This window comes from Trueperella sp. LYQ143, assembly GCF_046599595.1.
Classification (GTDB): domain Bacteria; phylum Actinomycetota; class Actinomycetes; order Actinomycetales; family Actinomycetaceae; genus Trueperella.
In genome coordinates this window covers 1-13,418 of record NZ_JBKIWR010000007.1, presented here as the reverse complement: position 1 = coordinate 13,418, position 13,418 = coordinate 1, and the positions used below count along the sequence as shown (strand labels likewise).

At 55.1% G+C, this 13,418-nt stretch carries 10 protein-coding genes; 4 read left to right on the top strand and 6 right to left on the bottom strand.

From position 1 onward, the window contains the following. Positions 1-694 precede the first annotated feature (694 nt). From ACLHIL_RS03705 to ACLHIL_RS03695, 3 genes are read left to right on the top strand one after another with little or no spacing between them, the layout of a single operon-like run. On the top strand, positions 695-2,200 hold the full coding sequence (locus ACLHIL_RS03705) for an SLC13 family permease (protein WP_411296605.1): 1,506 nt from the start codon (positions 695-697) through the stop codon (positions 2,198-2,200). 18 nt (positions 2,201-2,218) lie between these two features. After that, positions 2,219-4,489: a sensor histidine kinase gene (locus tag ACLHIL_RS03700; protein WP_411296604.1), complete on the top strand. Its 2,271-nt coding sequence runs from the start codon at positions 2,219-2,221 to the stop codon at positions 4,487-4,489. Next, positions 4,486-4,974, top strand: coding sequence for a response regulator (locus ACLHIL_RS03695; RefSeq protein WP_411296603.1), 489 nt, complete (start codon positions 4,486-4,488; stop codon positions 4,972-4,974). The genes ACLHIL_RS03700 and ACLHIL_RS03695 overlap by 4 nt, the downstream gene beginning before the upstream one ends. Positions 4,975-5,615: 641 nt before the next feature. Here ACLHIL_RS03695 and ACLHIL_RS03690 read toward each other — a convergent pair. After that, positions 5,616-6,692: a hypothetical protein gene (locus ACLHIL_RS03690; RefSeq protein WP_411296602.1), complete on the bottom strand. Its 1,077-nt coding sequence runs from the start codon at positions 6,690-6,692 to the stop codon at positions 5,616-5,618. 80 nt (positions 6,693-6,772) lie between these two features. Here ACLHIL_RS03690 and ACLHIL_RS03685 point away from each other — a divergent pair, with 80 nt between their 5' ends. Next, a complete protein-coding gene (locus ACLHIL_RS03685) occupies positions 6,773-6,922 on the top strand; it encodes a hypothetical protein (RefSeq protein ID WP_411296601.1) in 150 nt (49 codons plus the stop codon). A gap of 374 nt (positions 6,923-7,296) precedes the next feature. On the opposite strand, the gene ACLHIL_RS03680 is transcribed toward ACLHIL_RS03685, so the two are convergent. The 5 genes from ACLHIL_RS03680 to ACLHIL_RS03660 all read right to left on the bottom strand — a co-directional run bounded on the left by ACLHIL_RS03680 (position 7,297) and on the right by ACLHIL_RS03660 (position 13,166). Continuing rightward, positions 7,297-7,533 (bottom strand): hypothetical protein, encoded by a 237-nt coding sequence (locus ACLHIL_RS03680; RefSeq protein ID WP_411296600.1) that lies wholly within the window; start codon positions 7,531-7,533, stop codon positions 7,297-7,299. Positions 7,534-7,898: 365 nt separating this feature from the next. After that, positions 7,899-8,729 (bottom strand): HesA/MoeB/ThiF family protein, encoded by an 831-nt coding sequence (locus ACLHIL_RS03675; RefSeq protein ID WP_411296599.1) that lies wholly within the window; start codon positions 8,727-8,729, stop codon positions 7,899-7,901. Further along, positions 8,722-9,051, bottom strand: a complete 330-nt coding sequence (locus tag ACLHIL_RS03670) for a MoaD/ThiS family protein (RefSeq protein WP_411296598.1) — start codon at positions 9,049-9,051, stop codon at positions 8,722-8,724. The genes ACLHIL_RS03675 and ACLHIL_RS03670 overlap by 8 nt, the downstream gene beginning before the upstream one ends. Before the next feature lie 55 nt (positions 9,052-9,106). Continuing rightward, positions 9,107-11,629, bottom strand: a complete 2,523-nt coding sequence (locus tag ACLHIL_RS03665) for an HAD-IC family P-type ATPase (RefSeq protein WP_411296597.1) — start codon at positions 11,627-11,629, stop codon at positions 9,107-9,109. Between the two features lie 49 nt (positions 11,630-11,678). Beyond that, complete coding sequence (locus ACLHIL_RS03660) at positions 11,679-13,166, bottom strand: DUF1846 domain-containing protein (protein WP_411296596.1); 1,488 nt, start codon at positions 13,164-13,166, stop codon at positions 11,679-11,681. Positions 13,167-13,418: the final 252 nt, after the last annotated feature.

Below are 13,418 nucleotides of genomic sequence, written 5' to 3'. Positions count from 1 at the left end.
CGCACAAAAGAAAAGGAAAGGAAAAAAGAAAAAGGTAAGCGAACCCTCCAAAGGGGGGGGGGGGGGGGGGGAACACCCCCCCCCCCCCCCCCCCCGCCACACATTTACCCTCGTTACACTGCACTATCCCCTACCACACCACCAGCAAGATCGCAGCTACCCCTCGCTCCACCACGCACACATATCGGGCGTACCCGCACCACGCCGAGATCCACACACAAGCCGGCGCATGGAAAAGGCGGGCGACCTTCCACGCAATAGGTCGCCCGCCTCCGGGCAGACTAACTGATGCTGTCGAAGGACTGCACAAATTTCCTTCTCATCCGCTAGTCACGGCTATTTCCATCACACACACGAGAGGATTTTTCTCTGGATAACTCCTCGCGATGAATCCAGTATGGCGAACCAGTCTTGGATATCCATTAACTGATCCTGGGAATTTGCTGGGATTTTCAATACCCGAAAATGGCGACATGTTCTGCCGTAAAAAATCCCCGCACCACCTACTCCCATTCCAACTCCCACACATCGCCACCCCGATCCACATACCCCGAAAAACACAGCAATAACCCACGGCCTGCTCCGCCGTCGCAGCCATCTCGTATCGATTAGCGACAAAAGCGCCCCCGATTATGTTGCCTACAACATAAGATAGATGTGTCCGTGACCATATCGACTATATGAGGCCGCCACCATGCCGACCCCTGCGCACACACCACCACGCCACCCACGCCCTGCTCGCCGCTCAACCGGCCGAGGATCGGCCAGCGCACAACCACCCGCAGCACACCGCCGAACCCGACTCGACCTGAAACAAAAAATCGGCCTCCTTATCGGCGCCATCGTATTCCTTCTGCCCTTCATCATCGACATCCCCAACCTCGCCGAACCTGGCGAACGGATGCTATCCATCTTCCTGCTTGCCATCGTGCTGTGGATTACCGAACCCATCCCCCTGACGGCCACTGCCGTCCTCGTCATCCTCCTAGAAGTCCTGCTCATCTCCACCGACGCCATCGTTGACCCAACCGGCGGCAACAGCGAACTAGCCGAAAAAATCCTTAGCCCCGCAGCCTACTTCGCCGCCCTAGCAAACCCCGTTATCATCTTGTTCCTCGGCGGATTCATCATCGCGCACGGCGCCGAAAAATACGGTCTAGATAAAAACCTCGCATCCGTGATGCTGCGCCCCTTCTCCGATAAAGCCCGCGCAACCACTGCCGGACTCATGCTCATCACCGCCGTGCTATCCATGTTCATGTCCAACACCGCGACCACTGCCACCATGTTTGCCGTCGTCGCCCCAATCTTGCGCTCCCTGCCCGCCGGCAAAGCGCGCGCCGGCGTTGCCCTATCCATCCCATTGGCCGCAAACGTCGGCGGAATCGGCACCCCAGTGGGCACTCCACCGAATGCCATCGCCGTCGGCGCACTCGCAGAAAAAGGCATCACTGTTTCCTTCGTGGACTGGATGATTATGGCGATCCCCTTCATGTTGATCGTCCTCGTATTCGCCTGGCTCTTCATCTGCTTCATGTTCCTACCCGCCGACGCACGAATCCACGTCGAAATGGACTCCCAATGGGATCGCTCCACCGACGCAAAAATCTTCTATGCCGTCGCCGCCCTCACCATCGTGTTATGGATGACCGAACCGCTACACGGAATCTCCTCAAATATCGTCGGATTCTTCCCCGTCGTTGCCCTACTATGCTTAAAAGTCATGCACGGCGCCGATATTAAAGTCCTGGACTGGCCCGTCCTCTGGCTCGTCTCCGGCGGTATCGCATTAGGAAACGGAGTCGGCGCAACCGGACTCGACGATTGGCTAGTTGGCTCCGTGCCCTGGAAATCACTCGGCGCGCTGTGGATCCTCGCGATATTGGCACTTATCGGTTTCGGCATGGCGAACGTCATTTCCCACTCCGCCTCCGCTAACCTCCTCGTCCCGCTGGCCGTTTCCCTGGCCGTTTCCCTCGATGACGTCAATGCCATCACGATCGCCACCGTAGTCGCCATCTCCTGCTCACTGGGCATGTCAATGCCGATTTCCACCCCACCGAACGCAATCGCCTACTCAACCGGAGAAATCAAGATCGGCCAAATGGCTATCGTAGGCATGGTAGTCGGAACAGCAGCCACCGCTTTGCTCGTCTTTGCCGTGCCCTACCTATGGTCGGCTATGGGCTTAGTCAGTTGATAAACAGGTGCCTGATCCATGAGCGAATCCACCTCTGATCTCGCAGCGATCGACAAGCGCCCCCTGGATCTTGTCGTCGTCGGTGCTGATCCTCTGACGGCGGCCATTCCGCTATGGCTCACCCCTAAGCTAGACGGCGAATGTCATATCCACCATGCGACGAGCTTCGCTGAACTCCTCGCAATGGAATCAAAACTCATTGAACTGGCCGTCGTCACCCTCACTGTGGATAGCGCAGGCATTCCCCCAGAACACCCCATCCACACATTCTTGCGCAACCCCGCCCACGATAACGTCCGTATCGTGATCCTCACCAGCGCAAAAGAAGTCAACGGGCTGAATGCGCTCGCAGATATGGGACGCTTGAATCTCTTAGGCTACCTTCCCGATTTCCCACAAAAGGCCTTCACCCGCGACATTCGCTCCCAAATGCGCCGCTATCGGAAAAACACACGGCACGCCGCACGGCAACGCCACGCCGCTGCCGCCGCACACGCAGGAAATCCACTATTGCGCTGGGCTAGACGCCGCCATGCCACCACCACTTCCCAAACCGCGCCACCCGCGCCCGCGTCAGAACGTAGCCCCAACAGCACGTCTTCCCTCACTTTTCCCGCCTCTCAAACGCAGCCGCTTTCTTCAAGCCCGCCCCCACCCATGCCGCCACAGCCGGCGCCTTTCGCTCCCGCCACGCCCGTCAGTTCCTCATATACTGAGCAGCTCGATAGCGAACCGTTGTCCGCAGAAGAACGCTTCGCCCTCAACCTTGACCTATCCGATCTGGAAATTATCCATCGAATCGTCGATTCTGCTGATCACCTCCTCGGCTTCCAACCGCGAATCAATTTCCCGCCTGACGTCTGCCTGACGCGCGAAGGGCTGCGAGTTGAGGAAGTCGTTCTCGCCCTATCTGGCCAAGTTTCACTGGAACGCGCCTCCGATGCCGGAGACATCACCATGCATCACGCCTCAACAGGTCGGCTTATTGGCATGTTAGCCATGACCTCCGGGCGTCCCGCATTCTTCACCTCCCGCACCACCACCCATGTCGTCGCCGTCCAGCTCACCTTTGAACAGCTCAACTACATCTGGAATCACGACCATGATGTGCCCTCCCTTGTGGCTGCCCTGTTCGTGCGCTCCTTTGACCGACGGTTACGCCGCGCGGAAGACATCCAAATAGAACAATACGAACTCACCACCCAGCTTGAACAGGAACGCCACAATCTCGCTCTCGCCCTGCGCAACCTCGAAGCCGCGCGAGCTGAGTTGATGAGCCAAGCGCGCTTCGCCTCCCTAGGAGAGTTGGCCGCCGGTGTGGCACACGAACTTAATAATCCGATGGCCGCCATTGACCGCACCGCCGATCACCTACTCCATGCCGTCGAATCCCTCATCGCCACCTGCGGGGATAAGAAATGGGCCCGACGCACCCTGGCAGCCCTGGAAGCCGCTCATGACGCGCCCTCGTTGACAACCCGCGAAGCGCGCAGTGTTCGTCATGAACTGGAAAACGTCGTCAAGGATCGCGCGGTTGCCCAGCGTCTCGTCCTAGCCGGAATTCACGATCCAGAATTCGCCCGTGAAATCACCCGCTCTCGGCACATGTCCTTGGAAACGGTGGAGCTGGCGGCTTCTATTGGCAGTGGGCTGCGCAATTTAACCACCGCAACTGACCGGATCACTGAACTCGTCTCCTCTTTGCGGTCCTATGCGCGCCCAGACGGAGATCCGATTGTGGATATTGACGTCCACGTCGGCATCGATGACACCTTGCGGCTGCTATCCCACCGCCTGACCCATATCACCGTTGATCGGGATTACCACACCTTGCCCCGCATCACCTGCCATCCTGGGCAGCTATCCCAAGTGTGGACGAACCTGCTGACGAATGCCGCAGAAGCTATGGCAGAGCAGAGCGACGCCCATATCACCATCACCACAGGTCGCTTCAGTGATACCCATATCAGCGTCAAGGTTGCCGATAATGGCCCTGGTATTCCTCCCACCACTCAGGCCCATATTTTTGAACCCCGATTCACCACGAAGAATGGGCAAGTTCGATTTGGCATGGGAATTGGGCTGAGTTTAGTGCAAAATATCGTTAATCGGCACGAAGGAAAAATCACTGTTGATTCCAGCCCCGCTGGGACGACGTTCACCGTCATTCTGCCCATTGACGGTCCTGGATCCTGCGCTGGCACAGAGGAATCCACCACTGCTATCCACCGCTTTTCTCCTGACCCAACCGAATCCGGCCACATCCCTAAAATTACGGAGGAATTATGAAACTCACGATCCTAATTGTCGAAGACGAGCCAGAGGTGCGCGCCGCAGTTGAACGCGATCTTATCGAGTTCTCCACCACTGTTCGGATTGAGCCCGCACAAGACGTGGCTGACGCCTGGGATGTCATTGACGAAGTAGACGCCGACGGTGATCTCCTTGCGCTTGCTCTGTGCGATCATCGTATGCCGGGTACCTCGGGAGTGGATTTCCTGGTGCAGATGATGGATGATGAACGCACTGCCGCAACTCGTAAGGTTTTGGTAACTGGTCAAGCCGATCTCGCTGATACCATCCGGGCGGTCAACGATGCCGATCTCGATCACTATATTGCGAAGCCGTGGGATCCTGACGAATTACACGATACTGTGCGTCGTATGCTCACCGATTATGTTGAGCTGTGCGGGATTAATCCACTGCCACATCTAGCGGCTTTGGATGCGCAGCGTGCAATGGAATTGACCCGTAACGCAAGCTGGGCAGACTAGCGCGAGGAAAGCGATCAATGATCTGTACCGATCTGTACCCAAATCTCCGTCGATCTATATAAAAAGCTCTGTGTGCCGAGATCCTTATACGTGAAGCATGCAGGGCAGGTTTACCGGCAGTTCTATCCGCGATGACGGGCTAGCTCGTATCGGTTGTTTTAGTACGCCTGCAGCCAATGATCGCGGCGATGTTCATTGGCTGCGGTTTATTTCATGGTCGCAGTTTGTTTCATGGTTGCAGTTATGTTTCATGGTCGCGGCTGTTTTTAGTGGCTTCACGTTTGGCAAGTCGGTATGTAGTGGCTCGAGTCGCGGCTGCTTAGTTGGTGGCGGCTTAGGGGTTAGGGCTTAGCGGCTCAACTTTTTGACGGCGTATTTGGTAGCCACTTATTCCTTGATAGCTCGCTTCTTAACGGCTGCGGGCACACTCCTGGTGTTTTGCACTATTGATTAACCTAGTGGCGCGCCGTGAATAAACGTGATTTCCGAGGAGAGGAGGAAACCGACTTTTGGCGGGCACACACTTTTGCTGGGCACTTTGAGGTGGCGTATTTTTGACGAGTGTAGTTCCACTGGGCGCACCTCCAAAGGCTTGCTTTCCCGGGCGTGCCTCGTCGTTTATTTCCAGTGGGTGAGTGAGCCTATTCCTGATCGAGACGCCGCCAGCGCGCCCTTAGCAGCACATGCGGCAGATAGATTAAACCCCACATGGCAAAACCGAGGTAGAGCATGAGCTGTTTGGGCACTCCGGACATCGCCTGCCCGGTCGTCCACATCCATAACGATGCCACCGTAGTTATCACCATAGTCAGTAACGTCAGCGGCAGCTCTACACGAAGATATCGCCGACGCTCTAGAGCCTTTCGCTCTACAACTCTCGTTTCATAACGTGCCTGCCGCGCCTGTCTATACTCGTTATCAGCGCGATATTGCGCCACGACCGAGACGGCCCGATCTGGTTCAATGGGCGCAAAAATGGGAACTTTGGCTGCCGAATACCAGCCTTTAGTTCTCTGATACGTTCGCCGATCTAACGTGATCTGCGTATTGCCTTCTGGCAGGCTGACCCTAACGTAGGGTTGAGTGATTGGATACGATGGATAATCGGCGACGGCATGAACAAAAGCTCCAGCCACTGCAAGTTTAATTCCGTCCTTTTCAGCTTGCTCCCGAATAGCACATAAATGGATAAACACATTCGATTCTTTTTGCCGCCACATCTGGCAGCACCTCGCTAAGGATTCCGTCTGTGAAGAATACGTGTGCTGCCCTGCCGGATCGCGCAACACCATACATGCCTGGGTGAAGTCTCGATCATTGGGATTCCATCCTGGATTCCACTCAATGTGCCAGGTTTCTACATGCCCAGCAATTATCACCGGAATATCGTAGTGCTGAATATCTTGGCTTGGATCGTCGGGAATACCGGCAGCGTATTGCGCCCGGACTTTCCGACGTAGCTCGTCACAGATGCCGTAACCGGAGCATATTTTATTCCACAGATACTCGTAGGCGTCACGAGAATCCGCGAACCGCTTTTCATCGTAGAGATATCCCCGCTCGGCATACCCCACCACGACAACCGGAGCTCCATGCTGCTCTTTAGTAACCAAATGCCATCCTTCGGTGAAACCACTCGACTCCGATAGCGCCTGGTCAATTCCCCGCCCTGGAATCCGCAGTCTATTACTCAGTTCAACGAACTCATGCCGATCCATCGTCACTTCCCTACGCGGTAGTTTGTGTAACTATCTGCCAGTTTGCGGTTTCCCAGTAAACACATCTCATATCCAACAACATGAATGTAATAATTCACAGCATACCCAGTGACGCAGAATTATCCGGCGGAGGAACGTATCAGCCAGTACTCAAGTACGCGCGCCTGATCTTTTTCGGTAATCGGGCGAATGCGGATCTAACTCTCTTCGGTAATCGGGCTGCTCGTTAGATATTTCGGACCTACCTGCCAATAAGTGAGCCAAGCATTGGTCATCGTAGCTCAATCGTACTGGTTTACCTATCGCTGATCTAGCCACCTTTCGGCAATCTGAGGTTGTTTAATCTTCCTACTTGCGAGCTGCCTGTTGATAGCTGCCTATTTTGGGTAGTTCGCCTGTTAGTAGACCGACGTGCCAGTGTTTGCCTGTTAAGTAGAGCAGATGCTGATTAGTCGCGCTGGTAGGTTGCCTATGCTAGTGCCACTGGTAGCGTCTGTTAGTAGGATCCTGCTGGTAGGTTGCCTACCTATTAACCGCACGCTCTCGAGCCGAATACAGCGCTTTGCACAATCCGAGAAATATGACCGCGCGATTAGCTGAGGCGTCACTGGTCTGCGTGATCTGCTGAGGCAACCGCGATCTGACCAGCAGCGCTGATTCCACGTACTCTCACATGCTCCCAAGCTAACCCGACGTATTCACACCGATTGACGATTAACTCTTTCCATATTTCGCCGAGATATTCGCTGCCTATGTGCTCTTTACTTGCGCTCTCAACCCCAGGCATATATTCATCAATCTCGCTGGCGAATCTGCCAACCGAGATACTACTCTCGCCCACACAAGGCTCCCAAGAAGCTGACACGCTTCAGGTATTCGCGACCTACGCGATCCTCCTCGTGCGCTGACCTGACGAGACACATCCATCAATCTAACCCCTGAATGCGCCAACCGTAGCAGTGCCCCGATCATCCCAAGCGGCTAACATATCGCTGAGCTGGTTAACGTCCTCGTTGCCTGGCTGGCAGTGTTGCCATTAATCGATTTGGCAGTTTCATTTGACCCAACTGACGATCTCATTGAACTAACTGACATTTTTCATTGATCTGGCTTGCCAAAATGGCACTCGACCGTCGGCCATCCCTAACTCCTCACCCAATTGACCTCGCCGCACTCTGGCAGGCGCACATATCAATCCGACAGGTTTTATTCACCCGACGGAGTATCGGTATGCGACACACGCGGCACAATTGGGATCTCATGCGTGCGAGCCGTAAGGGCGTCAATAAGCAGGATCCTCCCCACGAGCGGTACACCAGCTCCAGTGATGAGCTTGATCGCTTCGCTTGCCATGACGACCCCAGCTTGCCCAGGAACCGCCCCCAGCAAGCCCACCTGGGCGGTGGGAGGCACCGCCTGCGGCGGTGCCTCGCGCGGGAAAATATCCCGCATCGAAATCCCGCGCGGGCCGGGGAACCCGGCCGCCACCGCCCGAGGCCCGCTCCAGAACACCGACACTTGCGCGTGCCACCCGAGGACTGTGCCCCACACCAGCGGGATCTCCGCTTTTGCGGCAGCGTCACTGATGAGATACCTCGTAGGTAAATTATCCGTGCCGTCAATAATGAGATCCCACCCGTGCAGTACCTCGTCGATATTCTCGCTATCTAGGCGCAGTGCCATTCGTTCAATGCGTATTTCTGGATTGAGCTCTCGTAAGCGCCGCGCCGCACTATCAACTTTCAGTTCCCCAATTGCCGCCGTTGAATGAATGATTTGCCGTTGCAGATTCGTCAGATCTACGCGATCGTTATCCACAATCCCGATAGTTCCCACACCTGCAGCCGCCAGGTAGAGCAGAACCGTTGATCCCAGACCGCCTGCACCGACCATCAGCACCCGAGCGTTAAGCAAACGCCGCTGACCGATCATGCCGATCTCTTCCCGACTAATATGCCGAGCAAAACGTTCCTGCTGCTCAGCACTCAGCTCTGCCCCGGGCGCAACCAGCGGCGCAATTGTGCCGCGCTCACCCACGAGCGCCCACGCCTTGGCTCGCAATCCGATGACGTTTCGCTACCTGAGGCAAGATCACCGCATCCGGATCACCACCCGCAAACGGCGGCAAAATATCAACATTCACTACCTCGCCGCTGAGCTCAGCCTCCCGCTCGGCATAGCTGCCATCCACCAAAAAAGACGATATATCGAGCACATGAGCCATTCGCTCACTCGGATGCCGCCGCATAATCTCAGCCATTAGTTCGCTGACCCGAACCGCCGTCGGAAACTCAATCGTCTCTACCTCTCGTTCGGCTGCCGCCGCGACCGCAGCAAAATAACGCAACTGAATCTTCATTCACTTCCCTTATCCACACACCACAACACCGCTAGCTCCAGAACGTGCGATTGCGTTACTTTGCGCTGCTGCGCTCCTCGCTGTGCGTTACCTCAGAATCAAAGAACGGCTCTGGCTTCCACAACGGAGTCGGATCCTCAGAGCGCATCCGATTCCACCACCATACGCCTTCTACACCGAGTGCTCCCACTACCCCGATCACGCTCGCCACTATCATCATCTGTACATTCGACGAATCCAAGGAGAACATCCGCTGCGTCACCGACCAGGTAAAAATCACCCCATAACCCACAAGTGGCAAAATAATCAATGCTAATTTCCACGGGGAAAGTGGACGCGCAATGCAACACAACACCCAGGAAGAAGGAATAATGAGGGCCGCCAAAGCCGCCGTGGACTCTTGCACGTGATGGTCGGGCACATGCCCGCCAGAGACCACAAGATAAGCCACCACCGCCGTCACCCCGACGATCACTCCAGCCGGCACCGCAAAATGCAAAACACGCCGGACGAAATGTGATTTTGCCCGATTGTTATTCGGTGGCAAAGCTAAGAAAAATGCGGGAATTCCAATAGTAAACCAGCCGGTAATCGTGACGTGAATAGGCACGAAGGGGAACGGCACCGACGCGCCCGTAATGAGAATAGCCAAAATCGCGGAGTAGATCGTCTTTGTTAAAAACAGATTAGCCACTCGTTCGATATTGCCGATCACTCGGCGCCCTTCTCCCACCACATACGGCAAAGTCGCAAAGCGGTTATCCAGTAGCACAATTTTGGCCACCGCTCGGGTTGCCGCTGAGCCTGAGCCCATCGCCACCCCAATATCAGCATTCTTCAAAGCCAAAACATCATTGACGCCATCGCCCGTCATTGCCACCGTATGACCAGCCTTTTGCAGGGCCTTAACCATCGCCTGTTTCTGATCGGGGCGCACTCGACCAAATGTACGATTGCTGGTAATTACCTCGTCAAACTCAGAATCCTCGATATGCCGAGCATCCACCGCCTGGCCCGCATCTATTCCTAAACGATTCGTTACCGCGGCAACCGAGGTCGCGTTATCCCCGGAAATGACCTTTACATCAACATCTTGACGGGCAAAATATTCCAAGGTATCGGCAGCATCTGGGCGGATGCGCTGCTCGAACACCAATAGCCCAACCGGATGAACCTGCCCCGGGGCATTCTCTTGATCCACCGGCGTCTCGCACCATCCAAAGACAATCACGCGCTTGCCCGTAGCACCGATCTCTTCCGCCTGCTGACCCAGCGGATGTGACTGGGCCAAAACGTCAGGCGCACCCATCACCCACGAACACGGGGTGCTACCAGCAGAACCGGCCTGCGCAGTGCCTGCCCCCGAAGAACCCACAATCGTAACTGTGCCCTCGGCAAAAGTAGCCCCAGACCATTTCTTCGCTGAAGTAAACGGCTGACGGGCCACAACTGGCCACGGCTGCTGCGTTAACGGGAACTGCTCCATTGCCGTCTGTGCCGTCGCATTAGGGGCTGGATCCGTTGCCAACAATTGAGCTAAAGCCCCAGTTGCCGCATCGCGATCCATTCGCGCATCCTCAGCGATCACTAGCTCGGCAAACTCCAAGGTGTTCTCCGTCAGCGTCCCCGTCTTATCCGCACATACGACGTCCACGCGCGCTAATCCCTCAATAGCGGGCAGCTCCTGAACCAAACACTGACGCCGACCCAAACGGATCACACCCAGTGCGAAAGCCGTTGAGGTAATCAGCACTAATCCCTCGGGAACCATCGGCACAAGCGCGCCGGTAATGTCGAGAATCATTGACTGCCAACGGGAAACCCCCGAACGCATTTGAGAAATAACCGTCACGATTCCCACCGGAATGAGCACCCACGTCACGTAGCGCAATATCGAATCAATACCCGCCTGCAACTGGGAACGCGCCAAGGTGAAACGCGAAGCCTCCTGAGCGAGCTTCGCCGCATAGGATTGCGCCCCCACTTTCGTCACCACGTATGAGCCCGTTCCGGAAACCACGAAAGAACCAGACATCACCGTATCGCCAGCTTTTTTCGCCACTGGATCCGATTCACCAGTCAGATTCGATTCATCGACGGAAAGATAATCTGAGGTTGCCACCTCGCCATCAACCACGATCTGATTGCCAGCCGCAAGTTCCACAAGGTCATCTAACACAAGATCCTCTTGCTTCACCTCTACGACCGTGCCATCCCGCCATACGCGCGGATGCTCCTCGCCGATAATCGACAGCGATTCCAGGGTATGCTTCGCCCGCAACTCCTGAATAATGCCAATCGCTGAATTCACCACAATCAACAAACCAAAGGCCGCATTAATCCATGATCCAGTACTGAGGACCATAACCAGCAGAACCGCTAAAATCGCATTAATTCGTGTAAAAACGTTCTGTTGTACGATCTGGCGAACAGTTTTTCCAGTACGCGGCGGTAGCTCATTCGCCCGCCCCGCAGCTCGGCGCTGTTCGACCTGCTCTGTGGTTAACCCCGATACCCGACCATCATGCGGCTGCGTCGGTGCTGTCATATCTGTATGAGTGTGGTCAGTTTGGCTCATGCCAACTCCCTGTATCCGCCTTGCGGCATTATTCATTACGTAAACGCAATTACTTCTTGCGGTACAACGTCTTGCGCTGATACTTCGGTTCGCACGTGACGAGCATTCCAAGATTACGGAAAATGCCTTCATCTACCGTGCCCAGAATCGTTGTGGTATGCACATCACATCCGGCCAGACTCTGCAACTGTTCTAAAGCCCGACGGGCATCCTCGGATTCACCAGCCGATACCGACAAGGCAATCAACACCTCGTCGGTATGCAACCGTGGATTACGTGACCCAAGATGAGTGGTTTTCAAGGTCTGAATAGGCTCAATGGAACGCGGGGAAAGCAACGGAATCTCTGGATCAATCCCTGCCAGATGCTTCAAGGCATTCAACAACATAGCCGCAGAACACCCTAAAAGTTCCGAGGTTTTACCCGTGATAATCGTGCCATCTGGCAGCTCCATCGCACAGGCCGGAGCGCCGGTACGCTCCTCCAACTCGCGAGCTGGAGCAACCACGCGACGATCCGCTACCGTCGTACCAGCTTTCGACATGATGATGGCCACCCGATCAGAAATCGTCGAATCCAGATCGTTGGCCTGCTCATCCACTAAGGCCTTGAAGTAGCGCCGCACAATCTCCTGGCGAGAAGCCTGCCGAACTACCTCGTCATCACTAATGCACATACCCGCCATATTCACACCCATATCCGTTGGAGAGGCATACGGGCACGATCCGGCCATCGTCTCTAGCAGCGACTTCAGCAGCGGAAACACCTCAACGTCACGGTTATACGAGGTGACTTGCTTGCCATAGGTACTCAAATGGAACGGATCAATGACGTTAATATCGTCCAAATCAGCCGTTGCCGCTTCATAAGCCAGATTCACGGGATGTTCTAGCGGAATATTCCAAATCGGGAACGTCTCAAATTTGGCGTAGCCTGCCTGCTTACCCCGCTGATACTCGTGATAAATCTGTGAAAGGCAGGTCGCCAGCTTGCCCGAACCTGGGCCAGGAGCTGTGACGATAATGAGATCCCGCGAGGTTTCAACATAGTCATTAACCCCGAACCCTTCCAGCGAAACGATCCGGTGGGTATCGGAAGGGTATCCAGCAATAACGCGATGCTTGGCCACCTTCAAACCCAGCCGCTGTAGACGTTCAATAAAGGCCTGCGCTTGCTGGTTGGATTCATCCATTTGCGTCACGACGATGTTTTCCACCAGGAAACCGCGCTCCCGGAACACATCAACCAGGCGCAAAACGTCATCCTCATAGGAAATCTGCAGATCCGCGCGCTTCTTCTGGCGTTGAATATCCTTGGCATTCAGGCAGACAACAATCTCGATTTCGTCTTTGATCTGTTCGAGCATGACGATCTTGTTATCCGGGGTGAACCCAGGTAAAACCCGAGAGGCATGGTGGTCATCAAAGAGCTTCCCTCCCATTTCCAGGTAGAGCTTGCCGCCGATAGCGTCGCGGCGCTCCTGAATATGAGCAGACTGCATCTCAATATATTTATCCCGATGGAAACCAATCGACATAGCTATTCCCTTTCCTGTCGAAAGTCTAAGCGAGAGCTTGACGGATACGAAACATACTGTGGAAGCACGTGGCATGTAATGGAAATAAAAAATCGGGACGTTGATTCAACGTCCCGAAAGAGATGGCGGTGGAGGAGGGAGCAGAACCCTTCCGCATGGTAGAAGGATTTTACGCGTTTTCGCCCCACTTCCACCCCGCTTTTTCGAACACATGTTCGCCCCACTTTGTGCACTTCACCACACTCTGCCCCA